This window comes from Massilia rhizosphaerae (assembly GCF_016093545.1).
Taxonomy (GTDB): Bacteria; Pseudomonadota; Gammaproteobacteria; order Burkholderiales; family Burkholderiaceae_D; genus Telluria; species Telluria rhizosphaerae.
In genome coordinates, this window is the sequence record NZ_JADKYX010000018.1 from 150,838 (window position 1) to 173,242 (window position 22,405).

Annotated in this window: 13 protein-coding genes; 4 read left to right on the forward strand and 9 right to left on the reverse strand. The window is 60.0% G+C overall.

The window, feature by feature from the left end; translation table 11 throughout:
- Positions 1-121: 121 nt before the first annotated feature.
- From bglX to ISF28_RS23070, 4 genes are read right to left on the reverse strand one after another with little or no spacing between them, the layout of a single operon-like run.
- Positions 122-2,374, reverse strand: a complete 2,253-nt coding sequence (gene bglX / locus ISF28_RS23055) for a beta-glucosidase BglX (protein WP_229519307.1) — start codon at positions 2,372-2,374, stop codon at positions 122-124.
- Positions 2,375-2,401: 27 nt separating this feature from the next.
- Positions 2,402-3,706 (reverse strand): sugar MFS transporter, encoded by a 1,305-nt coding sequence (locus ISF28_RS23060; protein WP_198119515.1) that lies wholly within the window; start codon positions 3,704-3,706, stop codon positions 2,402-2,404.
- Between the two features lie 15 nt (positions 3,707-3,721).
- Positions 3,722-4,696 carry a glucokinase gene (locus ISF28_RS23065; protein ID WP_198119516.1) on the reverse strand — a complete coding sequence of 325 codons (975 nt, stop codon included), beginning with the start codon at positions 4,694-4,696 and terminating at the stop codon, positions 3,722-3,724.
- Positions 4,693-7,053 (reverse strand): glycoside hydrolase family 3 protein, encoded by a 2,361-nt coding sequence (locus tag ISF28_RS23070; protein WP_229519308.1) that lies wholly within the window; start codon positions 7,051-7,053, stop codon positions 4,693-4,695. The genes ISF28_RS23065 and ISF28_RS23070 overlap by 4 nt, the downstream gene beginning before the upstream one ends.
- Here ISF28_RS23070 and ISF28_RS30685 point away from each other — a divergent pair.
- Positions 7,052-7,357, forward strand: coding sequence for a hypothetical protein (locus tag ISF28_RS30685; protein WP_229519309.1), 306 nt, complete (start codon positions 7,052-7,054; stop codon positions 7,355-7,357). The genes ISF28_RS23070 and ISF28_RS30685 overlap by 2 nt on opposite strands.
- On the opposite strand, the gene ISF28_RS23075 is transcribed toward ISF28_RS30685, so the two are convergent.
- The 5 genes from ISF28_RS23075 to ISF28_RS23095 form a co-directional block, all read right to left on the reverse strand.
- A complete protein-coding gene (locus ISF28_RS23075; RefSeq protein WP_198119518.1) occupies positions 7,336-8,883 on the reverse strand; it encodes a tryptophan halogenase family protein in 1,548 nt (515 codons plus the stop codon). The two genes, ISF28_RS30685 and ISF28_RS23075, sit on opposite strands and share 22 nt — an antisense overlap.
- 75 nt (positions 8,884-8,958) lie before the next feature.
- Positions 8,959-11,835 (reverse strand): TonB-dependent receptor, encoded by a 2,877-nt coding sequence (locus ISF28_RS23080; RefSeq protein WP_229519310.1) that lies wholly within the window; start codon positions 11,833-11,835, stop codon positions 8,959-8,961.
- 579 nt (positions 11,836-12,414) lie between these two features.
- Positions 12,415-13,443 (reverse strand): LacI family DNA-binding transcriptional regulator, encoded by a 1,029-nt coding sequence (locus ISF28_RS23085; protein ID WP_198119519.1) that lies wholly within the window; start codon positions 13,441-13,443, stop codon positions 12,415-12,417.
- A gap of 13 nt (positions 13,444-13,456) precedes the next feature.
- Entirely contained in the window at positions 13,457-14,998 is a 1,542-nt protein-coding gene (locus ISF28_RS23090; RefSeq protein ID WP_198119520.1) for a tryptophan halogenase family protein, read from the reverse strand.
- A gap of 434 nt (positions 14,999-15,432) precedes the next feature.
- The gene (locus ISF28_RS23095) at positions 15,433-15,846 is read right to left on the reverse strand and encodes an H-NS histone family protein (protein WP_229519311.1); all 414 of its coding nucleotides are present in this window, start codon (positions 15,844-15,846) and stop codon (positions 15,433-15,435) included.
- A 571-nt stretch (positions 15,847-16,417) separates the two neighbouring features.
- Between ISF28_RS23095 and ISF28_RS23100 the strand changes: the two genes are divergently transcribed.
- The 3 genes from ISF28_RS23100 to ISF28_RS23110 all read left to right on the forward strand — a co-directional run bounded on the left by ISF28_RS23100 (position 16,418) and on the right by ISF28_RS23110 (position 22,073).
- Positions 16,418-16,735 (forward strand): hypothetical protein, encoded by a 318-nt coding sequence (locus tag ISF28_RS23100; protein WP_198119521.1) that lies wholly within the window; start codon positions 16,418-16,420, stop codon positions 16,733-16,735.
- 281 nt (positions 16,736-17,016) lie between these two features.
- Positions 17,017-19,146, forward strand: a complete 2,130-nt coding sequence (locus ISF28_RS23105) for a discoidin domain-containing protein (RefSeq protein ID WP_198119522.1) — start codon at positions 17,017-17,019, stop codon at positions 19,144-19,146.
- A 518-nt stretch (positions 19,147-19,664) separates the two neighbouring features.
- A complete protein-coding gene (locus ISF28_RS23110; RefSeq protein WP_198119523.1) occupies positions 19,665-22,073 on the forward strand; it encodes a cellulase family glycosylhydrolase in 2,409 nt (802 codons plus the stop codon).
- Positions 22,074-22,405 lie beyond the last annotated feature (332 nt).

Genomic DNA, 22,405 nt, shown 5'->3' on the forward strand with positions numbered 1-22,405 from the left:
GCCGCGCTGCCGCAAACGTCCGGGCAGCGCAGCGCAGGCATACCGCGAAATTTTACGTCAAGCAGGATTGCTTGAGTAATTCTAATCGCCTTACGGAAACAACAGCCGCCCAGGCATCCTGCTAGCGACCATACTGGAAACGGGATCGCAGACGGATATCATCCGACGATGCGCCGACCATCAGATCGAATTCACCCGGCTCGGCGTCCCAGCGCAACGCCGAATTGAAGAAGGAGAGGCTTTCCTTGTCGATCGTGAATTCCAGTGTCCTCGTTTCGCCCGGCGCCAGCGCTACCTTTTGAAATCCCTTGAGTTCCTTCACCGGCCGCACGACGGAAGCAACGCGATCGCGAAGGTATAGCTGAACGACCTCCTCGCCGGCGACCTTGCCCGTATTGGTAAGCTTCATTCTGACTTTCAGTTTATCGTTGCCGCGCAGCGTCTCGCGGTCCAGTTTCAAATCGTCGTAACGAAACGTCGTATAGCTCAAGCCGAAACCGAAGGGAAAACGCGGCAAATTGACCAGGTCGATGTAGCCGGACACCCATTCCGTCGTCGTGGGCGTCGGCGCCGGCCGGCCGGTATTGAAATGGTTGTAGTAGATCGGGATCTGGCCCACGCTGCGCGGGAAGGTCATCGGCAGCTTCGCGCTCGGGTTCACGTCACCGAACAATACATCGGCCACCGCGTTGCCCGCTTCGCTGCCCAGCCACCACGTGTACAGGATGGCAGGGGCGTGGTCGGCCACCCAGTCGAACACGAGCGGGCGGCCGGCGTTGATCATGACCACCACCGGTTTGCCGGTCGCGACGATGGCCTTGACCAAATCCTCCTGCACGCCCGGCAGGGTCGGATTGGCACGGCTCCGCGATTCGCCGCTCGCATCCCAGCGTTCGCCGACGCCGATGACCACCGCGTCGGCCTCGCCCGCGACCCGGACCGCCTCCGCGAATCCCGAACGGTCTTCGCCTTCGATGTCGCTGCCTTTGGCGTAAAGAAGCGTCGTGTCCTTGCCCACCTTCGCGGCGATGCCGTCCCATGTCGACACTGCCTGATGCGCGTAGTCGACGCCAGGCACCGTGACGGACCAGAAGCCGTGGTTTTCCACGCCCTGCTTGATCATGGGGCCGATGAGGGCCAGCTTCCTGACCGACTTGGACAAAGGCAGCACGGCGCCGTCGTTTTTCAGCAGCACGATGCTTTCTGCCGCGATGTCGCGGGCCGCTTTCCGGTGTTCCGGATTATTCAACGCCTGACGTTCGCGCTGGGGGTCACTGAATTTATAGGGATCCTCGAACAGGCCGAGTTCGAACTTCTTGCGCAGGACGCGACGCACTGCGTCGTCGACGTCGGCCAGCTTGACCTTTTTCTCGCGCACCAGTTGCACCAGATTGTCCTGGTAGGCACCGCTCTGCATGTCCATGTCGACGCCCGCAGTCAGAGCGATCCGCGCCGCGTCCTTGTTGTCGGCCGCGTAGCCGTGGTCGACCATTTCATCGACGGACCTCCAGTCCGAGACGACAAAGCCGGTGAATCGCCACTTACCCTTCAGGATATCGCGCAGCAGATGGCTGTTGCCCGTAGCGGGAACGCCATTCAGGTCATTGAACGACGTCATGAACGTCGACGCTCCGGCATCGAGCGCCGCCTTGAATGGCGGCAGATAGGTTTCCCACAACATGCGCTCGCTCATGTCGACGCTGTTATAGTCACGCCCGCCGACCGCCGCACCGTAAGCCGCAAAATGCTTGACGCACGCCATGACGGCGTCGACGTCGCCCAGCTGCCTGCCCTGGAATCCTTTCACACGCGCGGCGGCGACCCGCGACGCGAGATAGGTGTCTTCGCCGGCTCCTTCCATGACGCGCCCCCAGCGCGGATCGCGCGCGATGTCGACCATCGGCGCGAAGGTCCAGTGGATGCCGCCCGCCGCCGCTTCGGTGGCGGCGACGCGGGCGCTGCGCTGGATCGCGTCCAGATCCCAGCTGGCGACCTCGGCGAGAGGGATCGGGAAGGTGGTCTTGTAGCCGTGGATCACGTCCATGCCGAACAGCAGCGGTATCTTCAGGCGCGATTGCAAAGCGAGTGCCTGGTACTGGCGCGTGCTGTTCGTGCCGATGACGCTGAACACCGAACCGACGCGGCCGCTGCGTATCCCGTCGCGCACGTTGGACTTGATGGCGACGGGCCCTGTGGCTTTCGACTCCGCCGAGTATTGAGTCAGCTGGCCGACTTTCTCCTCGAGCGTCATTTGTTTGAGCAGTCGTTCCACGCGCCGGCCAACGTCCGCCGACTCGGCCCCATGCGCCACGTTCACGCCAACCGCAAGCAATAGCGAAAGCACGATAGTTCTCGCCCGCATAGTTTTAATCATGAATACTCCGTATTGATTTTGTATCCTTCAGTCCCGCCCCGCCCGGTACATGCCGGCATGTGCGAGACCGAAATAGAGGATGAACGTGTAGCAGGCAGCCGGAACCAGGAACGACCAATGCAAGCCGACGCTATCGGCCGCGACGCCTTGTGCGAACGGCACGAGCGCGCCGCCGACGATCGCCATGCACAGTACGCCGGAGGCATGACCGGTCAGGTTTCCAAGCCGATGCAGGGCCATGCTGAAGATGGTCGGGAACATGATCGAGTTGAACAAGCCGACGGCGAGGATCGCCCACATCGCGACATGTCCATGGCTGAAGATTGCCGTCAGGATGAACGCGATCGCGCACGCGGCGTTGAACGCCAGCGCCTTCCCAGGACTGACGCGGCGCATGACGGCGAATCCGATGAAACGTCCGACCATGGCGCCACCCCAGTAGTAGCTGACATAGTGCGCCGCCGCCGCGGGCGTCAGGCCGGCCACCGTGTCGTCGCCCAGGAAATTAATCAGGAAGCTGCCGATGCTGACTTCGCCGCCCACATAGAGAAAGATCCCGATTGCGCCAAGGACGAGATTGCGATGGGACAGGAGCGCGCGCAAGCCGGCCGCCTCCGCGTCGTCGTGGTGGACGATCCGGGGCAGGCGTGCAGCCGCGAACAGGATCGCCAGCAGGAGGAGCGTGCCGGCGAGCGCCAGGTACGGCCCCTGGACCGTGGCGGCCTCCTTGGCCCGATACAGCGCCTGCTGCGCCGCGGGCAGCAGATGGATCCGATCGGCAGCCAGAGCGCCCGCGCCGGACAGGATCAACATGCCGCCGAGCGTCGGCGCGACGGTCGTTCCCAGCGAATTGAATGCCTGGGTCAGCGTCAACCTGCTCGAAGCCGTGCGTGGATCGCCCAACGCCGTCACGTACGGATTCGCGGCGACCTGCAAGGTCGTGATGCCGGCCGCAAGCACGAAGAATGCGAACAAAAACAGCGCATAGCCACGCGTGGCGGCAGGATAGAACAAGGCGCATCCGGCCGCGGCGATCACGAGACCCGCGACGGCGCCGCTTTGATAGCCGATTTTCCGGATCAACATGCCGGCCGGCAGCGACACGATGAAGTACGCGCCGAAGAAGCAGAACTGCACGAGCATCGCCTGCACGTAGCTGAGCGTATAGACTGCCCGCAGATGCGGGATCAGGACGTCGTTCAGCGAGGTCAGGAGCCCCCACATGAAAAACAGGATGGTGACGATGACCAGCGGTCCCGTGCGCTTGTGCGACGTCCCGGCAACATCGTTCGGGACCGTTGCGGTGGTGGATGTATTTGACGCAAAACCCATATCGAGCTCCTGTGATTATTGCTGGCTGACCAAACGCTCGGCGAGCATGGCCGAGATACCGGGAAAGGCTGGATACTTCTCGGTGATCAGATAGGTCGGAATCGGCGCCACGAAGGAATTCATGCGCCCCTTGTCCTCGAACCGTGCACGAAATGGCGATCGATCGAACAACGCGCCGAAGCGCGGGACAATACCGCCGCCGATGTACACGCCTCCGGTTGCGCCGAACGCGAGCGCGACGTTGCCGGCAACGGTGCCGAGGATGGCGCAAAAACGCATCACCGCCTCGATACACACGGCGCTGTCGCCGTCGAGCGCCGCGCGGGTAATTTCGTGTGCGGGAAGGTCGCTTCCCGACAGCACGCGATGGATCGCCTCGAGCCCCGAACCGGAAAGCAGGCGCTCGCAGGAGACATGCCCGCGCTCGTTCCACAACGCGCGCAGAAGATCGACCTCGACGTCATCCGCGGGCGCGAAGGTCGCGTGCCCCGCTTCACTCGGCAACGGCACCCAACCCGGGCCGATCGGGATCAGCCCGGCCACGCCGAGCCCCGTGCCGGGACCGATCAGCCCGAGCGGACGTCCGCGCTGGCCGACCCCGCTGCCCACCTGCCGGTACTGACCGGAGTCGAGATGCGGCAGTGCCATCGCCAGCGCCGCGAAGTCGTTCTCGACGAGCAGCGTTTCCAATGCCGCTTCCGCACGCACGGCCTCGACCGAGAAACTCCAGTGCCTGTTCACCATATTGACCACGTCGCCGTCGACCGGGTTAGCGATCGCGATGGCGGCGTGGCGCACGGGTCCGTACCGGCCGACGACATCGGCAACCTGCGTCAGGTAGGCACGTATCGCCGCATGCAAATTCTCGAAGTCGTCGCAACGAAGCACTGCGACGGCCTCGATCGACCGAGGTCCCGTCTCGAGAGCGAAGCGCGCGTTGGTCCCGCCCACATCCGCCAGGAGACGCGGGCCATCGTCGTAGGCTTTCATCGCATCTCCTCGCAACGCAGCGCGTCCTTGTCCTTGGCGGCGCCGCCGACGATCTGGATATTGGTGAACGCGGCCGCAAACGGCCCATCCGTCGAGATGCCGAACAGCGAGTCCACTTTCGTCAGGTCGGCGCCTTGCGCGACGAAGCAGGCGAGCGGAATCTTGACTGTTGCCTTGGGCAGCGTTGCGAGGCGCGTGAACACGTCAGTCAAGTTCACTTCGCCGCCACATTTCTCGCCGCAGCCAAGCGCCATCGTGACCTTCCCGGCTGGCGCCTTCTTGACCGAGGTATCGAACTGGAGCACGCCATCTTTCGTGGCGAAATCGGGAAGCGCCATTGCGGTGGAGGGCTTCGCTTCGATGCGCCCGGCACCCGTCCAGGTCACCAGCTTCGCATCCTGCTGCGTGTTGACCTGCACCGTATCGACCCGGATGGTCGGCAGCACGACGGCCTTGTTCAAATCGGAACCCAGCGCCACGCGCTGCGCGCCGCTGACGACATACAGCGGCCAGGTCGCATGTTCGGCCTGGGTGAAGATCGGATAGGCATTGCTCGTGCCGCAGCCGCCGGCCGGATAGCGGACGTCGAGCTTGCCGACGGTCTTGGTGCTGCGGTAATTCAGCCCGTATCCGCGCGCGAACAAGGTGTCATGACCGTTGCGCGCCGTATCGATACTTGCCTGGCATGCCGATCCGGGCCAGGTGAACGACAACGTGCCGTTGAAGTCGTGTGCGATCCTGCCTTTCGCGTCGCGGAACAAGACATCGGCCACGCCCTTGCCTTCGGTGCCCGGCAGCCATGCCATGACAAAACTGTCGGACAGGTTCATCAGGTCGTTGACGTACAACGGACGGCCGGCAACGAACACCGTGACCACGGGTTTACCCTTGCCAGCAACCGCCTGCAGGACCGCGAGATCGCCAGGGTAGCGGCTCGTGTGGCGCAGCGTGCCAGTCGCGCCGATGTCGCCGGCGCCTTCCGCATAAGGCGTCTCGCCGATGACGGCGATCACGACGTCGAATCGGGACGGGTCGATACCGGACGCATCGGCGCTGTAGGTGACGTTGGAACTGCCGACCGCCTCGACGATGCCGGCAAGGATCGTATCGCCGTTCGGAAAATCGCTGTTCCTGTTGTCGGTTCCCTGCCACGTGAGCGTCCAGCCACCGGTCTGGTTCGGCAGACTGTCGGCACTCTTGCCCACCACCAGAACCCGGCGGCCGCGTGCAAGGGGCAATGCCGCGCCATCGTTCTTCAGCAGGACGAGCGATTTGCGTACGGCTTCGCGCGCCAACGCGCGCGCTTGCAAGGACTCCTGCTTGCCGGCGTAACGGTTGTCCGACGGCTTCCTGCCGAACAAACCTGCACGCAACTTCACCCGAACGATGCGCGTCACGGCGTCGTCGATACGCGACATCGGGATCTCGCCTTTCCTGACCTGGTCGGCGGTATTGGCGATGAAGGCTTTCCAGTCGTCCGGCACCATGACCATGTCGATGCCGGCATTGATCGCCTGGGCGCAACTGGCGTTGCTGCAGCCGGGCACTTGCCCGATCCCGTTCCAGTCGGAGACGACGAATCCGTCGAAGCCGATCTTGGTCTTGAGGACGTCGGTGAGCATGTCCTTCGAGCCGTGCATCTTGCCGTAGTCGACGCCGGCTGCGACATCGTTCCAGCTGTTGTAGGACGCCATGACGGTCTGTGCGCCGGCGGCCAATGCGCCGTAATAGCCCTGGCCGTGGATGTTGATCATCTGCGCCCTGGTCGATTTGTTGTCGCCCTGGTCCTTGCCGCCGTCCGTACCGCCGTCGCCGATGAAATGTTTTGCGGTCGCGATGACGTTACGGTCGGCGGCAAACGTGCCCTGCAATCCTTTCACGTAGGCGCGGGCATACTCGTTCACCAGCCTGCCGTCCTCGGAAAAGCTCTCGTAGGTTCGTCCCCAGCGAACATCGCGCACGACGGCCAGGGTCGGCGCAAAGACCCAGGCGATACCGGTCGCACGCGTCGCCTTGCCGACCGCCTCGCCGATCCGGCCGACGAGGCGGCTGTCATGGGCCGCCCCGAGGCCGATATTGTGCGGGAACTGTGTCGCGCCAAAGACGTTGCTGTTACCGTGAATCGCATCGATGCCCCAGATGACGGGCACCTTGACTTTCATGTCGGTGGACACCGAAGCCTCGTAATAGCGATCGGCCAAGGCCAGCCACTGTGCCGCGGTCGCATGCTTGTTCCCGCCCGGCCAACTGCCGCCGCCATTCAGCACGGAGCCGAGATAGTAGCGGCGTACATCGTCGGGCGATGCCGTCTTGATTTCGGCCTGCGTCATCTGGCCGATTTTCTGTTCGAGCGTCATGCCCGACACGATGGCTGCCACCCGGGCTTCGAGTGCCGGGTCGGTAGCGATTGCACTCGTGACGCGCGGCCAATCGGCGAGTTGGGCGGTTGACGAATCCGCAAACGCGGTGCTTGCGGAGGAGGAGATGAGCGCCAGCATTGAAGCAAGAATTGAATGTCGTATTTTCATGGTGAATGTAAATGGGTTCCACGCCGCGTCATCCGCGGATGGCGACCAAGGAGGCGCCCGCAATGACGGGACGACGCCCAGGCGGTTGGCGAAAGACCGGGCGGCCGCTGCCTATGCCGGCACGGTGAAGTGATCTTCGTCCCGTGCCCGGCAAGAGCCGGCGACGAAATCCTCATGCATCGGCATGGTGGCCACGCAACGGCGCACGACGTCGCGGACATCGTCGGCAAACGCCTGCAGCCGCTGCAGGGGATGGATATCGCAGACAGGGTGATAGCCATTCGGGACCAGACCTTGTCCAAGCATGACCTGGACCCAGCTCGCTTCGCGGAACAGTTCCGTGTCGGCCCGATAGATCCGCGCATTGGCGGCAAACAGCTCCAACTTTTCGGCCAACGTGTCGGGAATCGGCATCTGCCGGCAATAGTTCCAGAATGGCGAATCGGCGCGCGTCGTGAGCTTGTAATGCAGAATGATGAAGTCGCGAATCCGCTCGAGTTCGAACTGCGTCTGGCGGTTGTACGCGGCGATGTCGGCGGCGTCGAGGCCCGCATGAGGAAACAGGTCCATCAACCGCGTAATGGCCGACTGGACCAGGTGAATGCTGGTCGATTCCAGCGGCTCGACGAAGCCGCTCGACATGCCGATGGCGACGCAGTTGCCGACCCAGGTGCGCTTCCTGCGGCCGGCGGCAAACCGGATCAATCGCGGCTCGGCCAGCGGCTTGCCGTCGAGAGTACGCAGCAGCACATCGGCCGCTTCGCCGTCCTGCATGAAGGCGCTCGAATACACGTGGCCATTGCCGATGCGGTGCTGCAGTGGTATCCGCCATTGCCAGCCCGCGGAACGCGCAGTCGAGCGCGTGTACGGCAACAGCGGCATGGCCGATTCCGACGGCACGGCGAGCGCGCGATCGCACGGCAACCAATGCGACCAATCCTCGAAGCCAGCCGCGCAGGTTTGCTCGATCAGTAGCGCGCGCATGCCGGAACAATCGATGAACAAATCGCCCTCGATCAGCCGGCCATCGGTCAGGCGCAGTCCCGCGATGTTTTCATTGAGCGGATCGCGCAAGACCTCGCCGATACGGCCTTCGGTCCGCACGACGCCCTGCTGCTCGGCGCGTCGCCGCAAATAGCGGCCATACAGGTTCGCATCGAAATGAAATGCATGACCTATCTCGCCGAGGGGCGAGTGCGCCATATCCTGCAGTGGCCGCATGAAACGGCCCTGAAGGGCCGCTACCGAATTGATCGAGTATTCCGCGAAATCATGAGCGAGTCCGGCCTTGCGCAAGCGCAGCCAGTACTGATGGAATGACACCCCATCGATCGGCCGTCCGATGTCGCTGAACCCGTGAAAATATCGGCTGCCCGGTGCATTCCAGCCGACGAATTCGATACCGAGCTTGAACGTTCCCTTCGTTTCCCGAACAAACTCGTCTTCGCTGATGCCCAGCGCCGAATTGAATGCCCTGATCGCCGGAATCGTTCCCTCGCCGACACCGACGGTACCGATCTCCTCGGATTCGATCAATTCGATCGTCCAGTGTTGGCGCCCATCGTCGCGCAGCAAGAGTCTGGACAGCGCGGCCGCAACCATCCACCCCGCCGAACCGCCGCCGACAATGACGACGCGCCGCAGTTGTTTTAGTGACATTGTTCGATCCCCAAAGCAGAGCCCCCTGTCCGCAAGCCGTACGGCCTGCGGACAGACGGGTCGCGGTACGCGTTATCAGTGGAACTTGTAGTTCATGCCCAAGAGGATTTGCCGGCCGTAGGTGTTGTAGTCCTTCGGCTGCGCAATTCCATTAAAGCCGGTGCCGTCCTGGATACTGCGATCAGGCGCATTGGTGACATTCCCCACCTGGAACAGGAACTGCAAGCCCTTGGCTGGTCCGCCCTGAAGCTCATAACTCGCCTGCAGGTCGATCTTGTTCTGAGCCAGCGTCCGGTACAGAGAAGTGGATCCGAACAGGTAAGCGTACTCTCCGCGATAGTCCGAACGATAGCGATCGCTGATCCGGAACGAATAGCCGTTGTTCTCGTAGTACAAGGTCAGGCCCGCTACCACTTTCGACAACCCTGGCAACGTCTGCCAAGCCTCGGTCGAATTGGGACCGCTCACCTTGATGGAACTGTCGGTATAAGAAGTCGTTGCGATCACGCCGAAACCCGACAACGCAGGATGCAACAGCCCGCCATCGAGCGTCGCGCTCAATTCGACGCCGCGCACACGTCCACCCTTGCCATTCGTCTGCGTCGAGTACGGACCGATATTGGAGGCCGGCACCACTGCCGGCGTCGGATTGATGAAGCCGCTGAAGTCGTACGGAATGGTGGATTGGTAGATGTAGCTGTCGAGCTTCTTGTAGAAGAATGCGCCGGCTAGATAGCTGCGCTTGCCGATATATTGTTCCAGCGACAGGTCAAACGATTTCGCGCGCCAGGGCTGCAGTTTCGGGTTGCCGCCCCCACCGGACCATTGGTGGGAGGTCGGGTCCACGCCAACCGAAGCCGACGCATTCATGTCGTCGATGCGTGGTCGCGCCATGGTCTTCGCCAGGCCAAGGCGAAGCTTGCGATTGCCGCCGATGTCCGCCGCCAAGTTCAGGCTCGGCAAGTAGTCGTTATACGACGCGCCTGGATCGATGGTGCCGATGGGGTGTCCCTGGGCATCGAACGCGTACGCAGTGGAATCCTGCTTGCTGTGCACGGCCTGGACGCCGACGTTGCCTTGCACCGGTATCTTGCCGACCGTAGTGTCGATGTCCAGCTTGACGTACGCGGTAGAAATCTTCTCATGCACGCCGAAGATCTTGCCATAGTCCCCGCCCGGACCAAGGCTCAGGTTGCGCTCCAGGGTATAGTATTGGTCGGTGACGGCGTTGACGTCATAGCTCAGGACCGACGGAACGCCGACGAAGCCGAGCGAAGTTGGCGTAGTCAGCAAAGACGGCGACACTTGCTGGCTCAGCGAGCCGTCCGCCATCCGCGCAAAATACACGCTGAAATCGCGCGTCTTGTCGCGGCGCGTGACATTGACGCCGACATCGATATTGTTGAAGACGCCCCAATCGACCTCTCGTGTTCCATGCAGCCTGACCGCACGGATGGTGTCATTCTGCGTATTGAATTGCTTTCTGCCCAGTTGGGGCGTCTTGCCGCCCCAGCCTGCGGCATCGGTCAGCTTGATGATTCCGGGGTCCGACAGGGAAGACGAGAATGAAAACGTCGGGAAGCCGGGGTCTGTCGGCGTAACGAGGGACAAGGTCGGCGAAGTGGCCGGACCGGAGTAGGTTTCGTAGATGGATTCGGCGCGGCGGGCGCTCGAGTAGCTCAGATCGGCAATCGCATGCCAATCGCCGACCCTCTTGTCGATATTCCACCCGGCCGATTTCAACGCATCGTCGCGCCGGTTGAAGTCGTTGCGAATGACCACGTTGGGGACGAAGCCGGAGGTCACCGACGTGACGACCGACTGGCCACCGACGTCCGTGGTGCCGACATTGCTGAACGTACTGCTTGGCGCGCCCCAACCGTCGCCGATACTTCCCATTAAGCCGCGCATGACCTCGACTTGCTTGAACTTCGAGTAATACAGATCCAGGGTGCTGTGCAGATCGCTGTTCGGCCGGTACTCGAGAGAGGCCATGAGACCATCGCGTTTGTCGTTGCGCGAAAGGGCCTCGGTCTGGAAGCCGGACAGGTAATAAGCGTCGCCCGGGCTCGTACCGGAAACGGGACGGCAGCCCCAATCGGTCTGGTGCGCGATACAGTTACTATCCGTCTGCCAGCCCCATGTCTGGTACTCGTGCTGCTGCCCCGGCGCGTCCAGGTGTGCATAACCGATGGCGAGACCGATGGTCCGGTCCGCGAACTGGTCGATATACGAAAGGCTATAGCGCTTGCCATTCGCCGACGTTCCTCCGTAACCATGATTTTGATCACCGAGGGAATTATGTTCACCACGGACGTTCACAACGACATTGCGCTGACGGAACGCCAGCGGCCGCACCGTGTCCAGATCCACCGTACCCGACAAACCCTGTCCAAGCAAGGCCGCGTCCGGCGTCTTGTAGACGACGACTGCCGACACCAACTCGGCGGGATACTGGTCGAATTCCACGCCGCGATTGGTGCCGACCGATGCCTGCTCGCGACCGTTCAGAACGGTACCCGCGAAATCCGGAGCGAGGCCGCGAATGGCGATGACTTGTGCACGGCCGTTGACTTGTTGCGCCGCCAGGCCCGGCATACGTGCCATGGCTTCAGCGATACTGACATCCGGAAGTTTGCCGATGTCTTCCGACGTGATCGCTTCAATGATCGAGTCAGAGTTCTTCTTTTTATTGATCGAGCCTTCGATACCGGCACGAATGCCCGTCACGACCACGGACTGCACCTCCGGTGCGCCCTGCGATTGACCTGAGCTCGTATTGTCCGCCTGTTGCGCCAGCGCTGGGGCTTGGGCCAGGGTCAGGGTTCCGCCGAGCAGACCTGCGCACACCGCTGCAATCGGCCGCAAGCGAAAGCAAGCGGGCCCAGCGGATTTCTTGTTTGTTTGATACATCTCGGCGCGTTTGGACAAACGGCCCTCAGTGGTAGGCATACCCTGTCTCCTTCGGTATTGATATTAATGTTGCGGCAGATGACCAGAATCGCGGCGTTCAGGCCGACCGTTCGTCCGGTCGGCAAATCGCTTGCGGCACCGGACATCTGCATTCCGGCACCGTGTTCACGTTTTACAACACGAAATTGGAATCGATTCCAATTTCTTTTGAGATTAACTGCTTTCGATCCATCGAGATAACGATTATCAAAGCAGCGTGCCAAATATTCGAAAAGCAACTGGCTGGAGCGATCGGTCCCGTCGTTGCCCTCTCCGCCTTGCCATCGGGGGCGACGGCAAATGGAATGCATTCCACTTTTGATCGAATGCATAGGACGGTCTCACGTCATGCAACCTGAGACTGCCCTTTCATCTCAGTTTCCGGATGCATCCCAACCGTCACGAAAATCGAAAGAATCGAAATATCACCTGGGATCGCCTGTGCGAAGCGGTCGATCCGAATGTGATTGGAATCGATTCCAATCTTAGTAAGCAGTATAGATACACATTCTGCTCAATGTCAATACCAGCGATGCTGCCTGTCGTTTTCTAGAGAATTCACCCACGCCAGTTCGGCGGTTAAGCCTCTGCCGGCCCAAGATCCGGCGCTTTTGCCAGCGAATCGCGATACGTCATGCTGATCGGGAATCGCCGTTCGACCGGCCGCCTCAACTGATAACAATGGTTGAGCAACGCGTTGACCGCGCTAATGACGACTTCGCGCCAGGGAATATGTACGGTCGTCAGCGGCGGCGCCAAGAACTCCGCGAGCGGCGTGTCGTCGTAACCGACGACCGAGACGTCGCGCGGCACCGCGATACCCGATACATGGAAATGCGATATCGCGCCGGCCGCCATTTCATCGTTGGCACAAAAAAGCGCGGTAAACTTGTATCCGGACGCCAGCAGCTCCCTCGCCCCATCCAGGCCGCCCTCGATCGCGAAGTCGCGCTCAGTCATCCATATGCCCGACACGTCGATGCCATTCGCCGCCAACTCCGAAAGAAATCCGTCGACGCGCTCGACGTTGTCGGGAGAAGTCGACGGGCCTTTGATAATGGCGATCCGACGATGGCCATGCTCCAGGAACGCACGCGCCGCGAGTACGCCCCCGTGCCGGTGGTCAATTGCAAAACACTGATCGGGGATGCCGTTCAAATGTTGATTCATGACGACCATGCGCGACTCTTTCTTGACGAACGCCAGGATATCCTCGTCGGAGAGCGCACCGGTCATCACGATGATGCCGTCGCAGCCGCGCGCCAACAGGAATTCGATGCCGTCAATTGCCTGGCGTCGCCCATCGCCAGCCCCTGAGCCGAACGCAACGACCGTGTTCAGGCCGACCTCCCGCAACACCATGTCGATCGCTGAAAGGATGGGCGCGAAAAACGTCCCCTTCAACGCCGGAATGTAGACACCGATCATCTTCGACGATCCGGACAGCAGTGATCGTGCCGCATGCGACGGACGATAATCCAATTGTTCGATCGCCTTCTTGACGCGTTCGAGCGTCGCCGGCGACACCGAACCTTTCCCGCTAACGACACGCGACGCTGTTGCCGCACCAACGTTCGCGAGTCGGGCAACATCCTTGATCGTGGCCACGATTCCCTCGAAATTAACTAACTAATCCGGAATACCAGGCCGGATTCGCCGCCGGAGCGGCACAGTGGTTGCGAATGAATTCCGCATGCGTGGGCATGACATCCACGCATTTCCGGATGACTGCCTGAATGTCGGTGACGAATTTGCGGACCTCATCGTTCGAGCGCTGATCGACCAGCGGATGATAGCTGCGCGGCCGGAGCCCTTGGCCATGCATCACCTGCACCCAGCTGACGTCGGTAAACAATTCCTCGCTCGCGCGCACGATTCGGCCGTGACTTTGAAACAGGTCAATCTTGTCCCGCAATGTTACCGGAATCGCCATGTCGCGGCAATAAGCCCAGAACGCTGAATCCGTCCGCTCATTCAACTTGTAATGCAGGATAAGGAAGTCGCGGATGTTCTCGTATTCAAAATCGACCTGAGCGTTGAAAGCATCGATATCGGAACTATCGAACGTTTTATCCGGGAAGAATTCGACCAGGCGAGCGATTGCCGTCTGGATCAGGTGAATACTGGTAGACTCGAGCGGCTCGAGAAAACCGCCCGACAATCCGATTGCTACGCAATTCTTATTCCATCCCTTTTTCCGCTTTCCTGTGGTAAAGCGAATATGGCGCGGCGCGGCGAGCGGCTTGCCGTCGAGATTGCGCATCAGAATCTCTTCGGCCGTCCCGGGATCCATGAAATCGCTCGAAAAGACGTGGCCGTTTCCGATCCGATGTTGCAAGGGAATGCGCCATTGCCAACCAGCCGCACGCGCGGTTGACCGCGTGTATGGCAACAATGGATCGACCGACTCGCAGGGCACGGCAATCGCGTGATTGCACGGCAACCATTGGCTCCAGTCCTCGAAGCCCGTGTGCAAAGCCTTTTCGATCAACAGTCCCGCCATACCGGAACAATCCACGAACAAATCCCCGGCGATTTGCTCGCCATTCTCCATGACGACAGCTTCAATGAAGCCGTCCTCGGCACGCAGGCGCGTATCGACGATCTTTCCTTCGATACGGACAACGCCGCGTGCTTCGCTAAAGCGGCGCAGATATCGGGCATACAAGCCGGCGTCGAAATGGAAAGCGTAGCCGATGTCCGCCACCGGCGAGTCTGGAACGCTCTGGACGTCGCGCATGAACTTGGCATGGCGCGGCGCCAGCGTATTGATCGAGAATTCGCCGAGATCGGGCGCCTCGCCAGCCTGATGCAACTTCAGCCAATATTGATAAAATTTGAGTAGACCGAGATCTCGCCCGATCTTGCCGAAGCCATGAACATATGACTCCCCGATATTTTTCCAGTCGACGAATTCGATTCCGAGCTTGAACGTGCCTTGCGTGTTGCGGACGAAATCATCCTCATCGATGCCGAGCGCATCATTGTAATTGCGAATATTCGGGATGGTGGCCTCACCGACGCCGATCGTCGATATTTCGTCGGATTCGATCAGGCGCAGACGATATCCCTCTGGCAGCAGGCGCGACAAGGCGGCCGCCGTCATCCAACCGGCCGTACCGCCGCCGACAATCACGACATCGCGCACGCGATTAGCGTTCATGTGCATCCTTTCGATCCGCTACAACGATTGCTTTCTGACGCGATTGACTGGTGAAGCACGGCCGTCTCCATCCGGAAGCTCTCCCATGTTTCAATCGCAAGGGCATGACGACATGAAGAACCGACGGTGACCATCAAGAGGATGGAACGAACCACATGGCCCGCGTCGAGGCTCCGTTTCAGCCGCACCCAGTGCGCGCATCATTCAAAACGCACATTGTAAGCGGAAAATTGGAATCGTTCTCAATTTTTTATGCAAAATGTGAGCAGCGCCTTTTTTGTGTCAATTTTTCACTCTCGGAGCGGCCGCGGCCACATTCCGACCATCAGAGGCGCAGCCAGAGCCGTACCGTTAAGGGTCGGAGGACACATCCCGACCCGGATGCAATATGACACGGGGCGACGAGACGGCACGACCGGGTACGGGGGCATGCGTCAAAGAATCCTGAAGTCGTCGAGGTTGCGGCCGTTCGCCAGCGCCTCACCGACCCACTTCGGCTGCCGACCGCGGCCAGTCCAGGTTTGCTGGCTGTCAGCGGGATTACGATAACGCGGCTGAACCGCGCCTGGCTTACCACCCTTTGCTTTCTTCCGGGTAGTGCCGAGCAGCTCTTCCACCGACAGACCCAAGTCCTGCGCCATCGAAAGGATTTGGTCGCGCGCCTTTCCCAGCTCCTGCTGGTGACGCACGGTGATTTCATTTTCGACATCGGACCCCAGTCTCCTGAGTTCGTTCAGGCCGTAGGCCGACAGATCGAACTTTGCCATTTTCAATTCCCTTTCAATATGAATCACAAGCTTGCGTGCAATGTGAATTTTACTCTCTGCTCTCGCGCCGGACACCGCCATCTTGGTCCGAGGCATCATCCGTGCGGGGACTGCCGGCTCATCCACAACATCACGGGCGCGACCCGCTCCGGGTCGTCGAACGAATTGCTGCACGAAACAGCGGAAACGTTTTCCAGTTGACTTGACAAAATCCCGTAGTTACAATCGATCACAATATTGGGAACGATTCCAATTTAGAACAATACGATCGATGAAGTTGCACGCAAGGAGACAGCATGTCCGCGACAACCTGGCCCATCGCGATCGCCTTCGCACAGGCGGTCCTTGTCGCTGCCGCTCAGTCCCGCGTCGCCACTAGCCAAGATCGAGTTATTCCTCAGCCGCGGCAGGATCGTTCGCGAGGGGGAAAATTGGTCGCCGAAGTATGCTGGCTGCAAGTCATGCACGGTCAAAGCCTGCTGGCCTTGGGCCACCATCCGCCCGTCAGTACGAGCGGGAAGAGATACGGCGATTCGTCGCCGATGTCGCGGCGGTCATCCACATATGCGCGGAGGTCACGGCGTCCCACGCCCATTTCATCGGCCGGCATTGCGCCGTTATGTCTGGCGCATCGGCCGGAAAGGCCGCTTAAATGAATATCGTGACTGCCATGTTCCACCGCACAGTGGCCATGACATGCGCCCCAATCAGCGTATGGATCACCACAGACGACCGGGTTGAGTTGCTCGAATGGGCGTCCGACGTCGATTGGGCCACCTCGGATGTCTCGATCGGCGCGAAGTCGCTGATACGGATCGAGCCCGACCTGCACTTCCAAGAAATGTTCGGCTTTGGCGCCGCGCTGACTGATGCTTCTGCGCGGGCACCGCGCAAGCAAATGTCCAAGGAGCAGCGCGCTGCTCCCCTCCAACAGATGTTCTGCGCGTCGAGGCTAGCGCCAGATCTGTAATTTTCATATTCACAACCGAATCACGATGTAAATATGCTTTTGACGAACAAAATTGGAATGCATTCCAATCATTGAAATTTTGATTTACCGCCAGACGAATATTGTATTTAGCCTCACGCATTCTGAGCTGCACATGTTGCATTGAGAAAAAACACTAACATTAGTGTCGCTGATTGCGGCATTGGTGCATAGCAACCGTCGGATTCATCGTTTCCATCTTTACTTACGATGACGTGCCGTTCGGAAAAATGGACCTTATCAAAAAATATTGGAGACGATTCATGAAATTAAATCACAAGAAAGCGCCAAGTTTCCCTACAGCTATTTGGATGATGGGTGCAGCCATGTTTTGGGGATCATCATCTTCCTTCGCTGCAAATGAAACGGTCAACGTTTGGTTGACCAATCCATCGAGCAACACGTATCTGGCACAACAAGCCAACATCGATTTTTCTCCGGATTCAGGCAATTCGTACAACCCTTTGACTATCTCAGTAGACGAAAGCCGAAAATACCAACAAATTGTAGGATTCGGAGCCGCCCTTTCCGATTCTTCAGCTTATGTCATTAATCGGTACTTATCCTCATCGGCAAAAACCGCCCTGTTCAATAATCTGTTCAGCACGACGCAAGGAATCGGCTTAAGCTTCATGAGATTGCCGATGGGGGCAACTGACTTGTCAGCATCCGGAAATTATTCTTACGATGACATGCCGGCGGGTCAAACAGACCCGAATCTGGCCAACTTTTCCATCGCACACGACACCTCGTACATCATTCCCGAATTGCAGCAAATGTTAGGTATCAACCCTAACATCAAGATTGTCGCCACACCTTGGAGCCCGCCCGCCTGGATGAAGACCAGCGGCAGCATGATTGGCGGATCCCTTATCCCATCCTATTATCGAGCGTATTCCAACTATTTCACGAAGTTTATTCAATCCTACCAGAACTACGGCATCCCCATTCAATATCTGGCAGTACAGAATGAACCTCTTTTTTCGCCATCCGGATATCCCGGGATGATTTTGCCGGCCACGTCCAGCGCCCCTACTACAACAGCGAGCGAGGCATATTTCATCGGCAATTATCTTGGGCCGACATTAGCGGCGAATAACGTCAATACGCAGATTCTCGGGTATGACCACAACTGGGATCAGCCCAACTATCCGCAGGCATTATACGCAGACTCGACCGCTTCGCCTTATATTTCGGGAACAGCATGGCATTGCTATGGCGGAGTGGTTTCCGCACAAACCGACTTGCATAACCAATATCCGAACAAGGATCAGTTCATCACCGAATGTTCTGGTGGAACGTGGCAAGCGAACAACACGGAGATTATGCACGGTGAACTCGATACTCTGATCATTAACGGTCTGAGAAACTGGGCCCGCGGCGTCAACTTCTGGAACCTGGCGCTCGACACGAATAATGGACCGACCAATGGAGGCTGCACAACCTGTCGTGGGGTTGTGACAGTGAATCAAAATACCGGCGCCGTCACCTACAATTTGGATTACTACATTCTCGGCCAGGCCAGCAAGTTTGTGAAGCAAGGCGCATACCGCATTGGATCCAACTCTTTCGGCAACGGCAGCATCGAAAATGTAGCACTGCAAAATCCGGACGGCTCCAAGGTGCTAATTGCGTACAATTCGAGCGGCGCGAGCCTTACCTTCAAAGTCATGTGGGGCGCTGAGTCGTTCAGTTACACATTGCCTGCAAATGCAGGAGTGACGTTTACTTGGCCTGGCACCCCCTCCTCAGGACTTGTTCTCGGCGCCGTCGACCTCCCGCAAGCCGTACCCGGTGATACGGTACAACTGGCCGGATCCGGCTTTGGAGCGAGCCAAGGTACGTCGAAAGTCTACTTTGGCTCCGTTGCGGCAGCGGTCACCGATTGGTCCAATGGACTCATCACCGTATCAGTGCCAAGTGGCATTACTGGCACAGTCAATGTAACAGTGAACGTAAATGGCCAAACAAGCAATTCCGCTCCATTCGCAACCGAGCACGCGTTACCGAGAACGAGTTGGGTCGCTACCGCTTCTTCATCAAGTTCGACCGATGTGCCCGCAAATACCCTTGACGGGAATATCAACACTCGCTGGAGTTCTGGAGCCGCACAAAAAAACGGACAATCGTTCATTGTTAATATGGGCTCTGTACAGACGGTCAACGAAATCAGTATGGATTCGGGACCAAGCACGGGAGACTATGCCAAGAGCTATACCATTTATGTTTCCCAAAACGGGAAATCCTGGACGAACGTCGCCTCCGGATCTGCAATTAGTTCTCCTGAGATTGTAACCTTCCCAACTCAAAATTCCCAATACATCAAAGTGATGCAAACCGGAAGCACAGGCGACTGGTGGTCTATCGCGGAATTTAACGCGTACTCAGATTAACCGAATGCACCCGACCAGTGGCGCCAGCTATCAGCGGCCACACCGTCCAAACTTGCACCGGCGAGCCATCGAGTCCGCCTGATCGAATCCGACGTGACTGGCACGACCGGTGTCGGCGAAGAGCCCGCATCCTGGACCGGGATCTTTATCGAACAGCCGCGCCCGACCGGCTTACCGCGGCCTTCCGCCAAAGCTGCAACAGTTCGCTCGTTCTTCTGATGTCGAATCAGACCAACGAGACCCCTAGCGTTCGCGGGTTCCGTCCGCGGCCGCATTTTTTCTTATGAAATATCGCCGCAATCGGTGGCGACCTTTTAACTGAATTGATAAGGACAATCACAATGCGAATCAACAGTCGCCCCGCGACAATCATTCATCGCGTACTTGCGCTAACCGCTCTAGTGGCCTTGCTGAGTGGCTGTGGCGGTGGTGGTGGTGGCTCGAGCGTTGCCGCTGCGGCACCGCCCGGCTCCCCCACCCCGACGCCCACCCCGACGCCCACCTCTGACGCCCAGACAATGCTGAAAACCGACGGCACCCAGTGGGTGGATGCCAACGGCAAGCAGATGTTGCTAAAGGGCACGAACCTCGGCAACTGGCTGGTGCAGGAGTTTTGGATGATGGGCCAGGGCGGCAACGGCGTGACCGACCAGTGCACGCTGGAGGCCAAGCTGACCGAGCGCTTCGGATACCAGGAGAAGGAGCGCCTCATCAAGCTCTACCGCGACAGCTGGATCACCGAGCGCGACTGGGATCAGATGAAGGCCTTCGGCCTCAACCTCGTGCGCCTGCCCATCCTGTGGAGCGTCATCGAAGACGAGAAGAACCCCAAGACCCTGCGTGCCGATGCCTGGACTTACCTGGACTGGGCCATTGCCCAGGCCAAGAAGCGCGGCATGTACGTCGTCCTCGACCTGCACGGCGCCGTGGGCGGCCAGACGTTATATAACCCCACCGGCTGCGCCGGTCAGAACAAGTATTGGACGGATACGGTTGCCCAGGACCGCACCCGCTGGCTGTGGCAGCAAATTGCCAGCAGGTACAAGGACGAGCCCGCCGTGGCCGCCTACGACCTGCTCAACGAGCCCTGGGGCTCCACCGCGGCCGACATGGTCACCCGCGTGCAAGAGCTTTACCAGACCGTCCGCGGGGTGGACACCAAGCACATCGTGCTGTTCCCCAGCTATTCCGACGGCAGCATCGATGCCTACGGCAACCCGACCGCCAAGGGCTTCACCAACGTCGCCTTCGAGATCCACCCCTATCCGGGATTGTTTGGCGACCGCCCCGGCGACACGCCCTACATGATCCACCGCGACTGGCTGCGCTGCGGCCAAACCGGCACCACCGGCGTGTGCGCCTACAACAAGCAGGTGAGCGACCTCAAGATTCCTCTGTTCGTGGGCGAATTCCAGCCCTGGCAGGGCGCCGGCCTGGACCTGGGCGGCCAGATCGCCCGTGCCAGCTACGACACCTATGCCAGCTACGGCTGGGCGGCCACCTCGTGGGCCTACAAGCTCGTCAGCGCGCGGGGCGGCTCGGGCAAGGGCACGTGGGGCATGGTCACCAACGCGGAGAACGACAACCTCGACACTGGGGCCCGCCTGGTCGCGAAGGCAAGCACGTGGGACTGCGCCGGCTGGGACTCCAGCTTCGCCAACGCCTGCGCCGTCAAGGCGGCCACCTTCAAGGTTGGCGGCACCGGCCCAAAGACCTACTACTTCGTCATTAAAAGCGGCGCCAACAGCGACAGCAACCCCGACGTCACTTTCGACAAGATCAGCATCGTCGACACAGCCACCAACGCCGAGCTCATCACCAACGGCAACTTCGGCTCCGACACCGGCTGGACGACCCTCGCCATCAGCGGCAACCTGAACCTCGACTTCAACTACGCCAGCGCCGGCAAGACCCCCACCGGCAGCGACGGCAGCGTGCTGCGTATGACGCGCCCGAACGGCGTCATCGGCGCAATCAACGGCGGCGTCTACCAGGCCATCACCCTCCAGGGCGGCAAGACCTACACGCTCAGTGGCGTGTTCAAGGACAACGGCAGCGCCAACACCTGGGCCGAGATGTATCTCGCCGACAAGGCTCCCGTGGCCGGTCAAGACATCGTCGACACGACCGGCATGGTCGACTTCACCACCGCCTCCGAGGTCGCCATCGAGAATCTATTCAAGGGCTATGCCACCCAGGCCTACGAAGTCCACTCGGGCCTCGCCCAGTGGCTGGTGAGTACCACCGCGCCCGAAGTCTTCCAGTTGCCGGCGGTGCCGACCGGCCTCAAGCTCGTCGAGGGCGCCAGCGGCAATGCGCTGACCTGGACGGCCAGCACCGACGCCAAGGTCACGGGCTACAAGGTCTACCGTGCCAGCGGCGCCGCGGGCAACTACACGCTGCTTGCCGACAAGGTCGCCACCGCCAGCTACAACGACACCACGGCCGTGCCGGGCACCACCTACTTCTACGTGGTCTCCGCCGTCACCGCAGTAAACGAGAGCTACTACAGCGACTCGGCCGCCACTACGTTCAAGTACGTGCCGGTGCCCGGTCTCATCGAGGCCGAAACCCTCACCGCCATGAGCGGCGTGCAGCTCGAAGCCTGCTCCGACGCCGGTGGCGGACAGGACGTCGGCTATTTCGATCCCGACGACTACATCGAGTTCAAGGTCAACGTCGCCACCGCCGGCAACTTCACCATCGACTACCGCCTGGCGAGCGCCAACGGCAGCACCGGCTTCGAAGTCTGGCTGGACGGCGCGAAGGCCCTTGACGTGATGGCCGTGCCCAATACCGGCGGCTGGCAGACCTGGGTCACCCGAACCAGCGCGCCCTTCGTCATGACGGCCGGCAATCACACCATCCGCTTCAAGTCCATCGGCAAGGACTGGAACCTGAACTGGTTCAAAGTGAACGCGCGATAGCCAATTCGCCCCGTCGTCCGGCCAGTCGACCCGGCGCCTCTGACAATAGGGGCGACCGATCTCGCGACGAAGCAAGGCTCAAGAGGCCTTATGGGCGTCAAGGGAGTTGGCAGTGTCGAGCTCGACCTTGGCGACTTTCCACGGCGCCTGAAGGCCCATTGCGGCGGTGAACAGGGACTCGACGTGAAGGGACATGGGGAGGCTTCTAAGAGCGTATCCCAGTAGAGCTCATCCAGAGGGACATCTGACGCATTTTTGAGTCTAAGCCCATGATCAGGAGAACTATCATGGGCATGCTGAAGCAAGACGATGGCTGGCGTTTGCCAGATGAG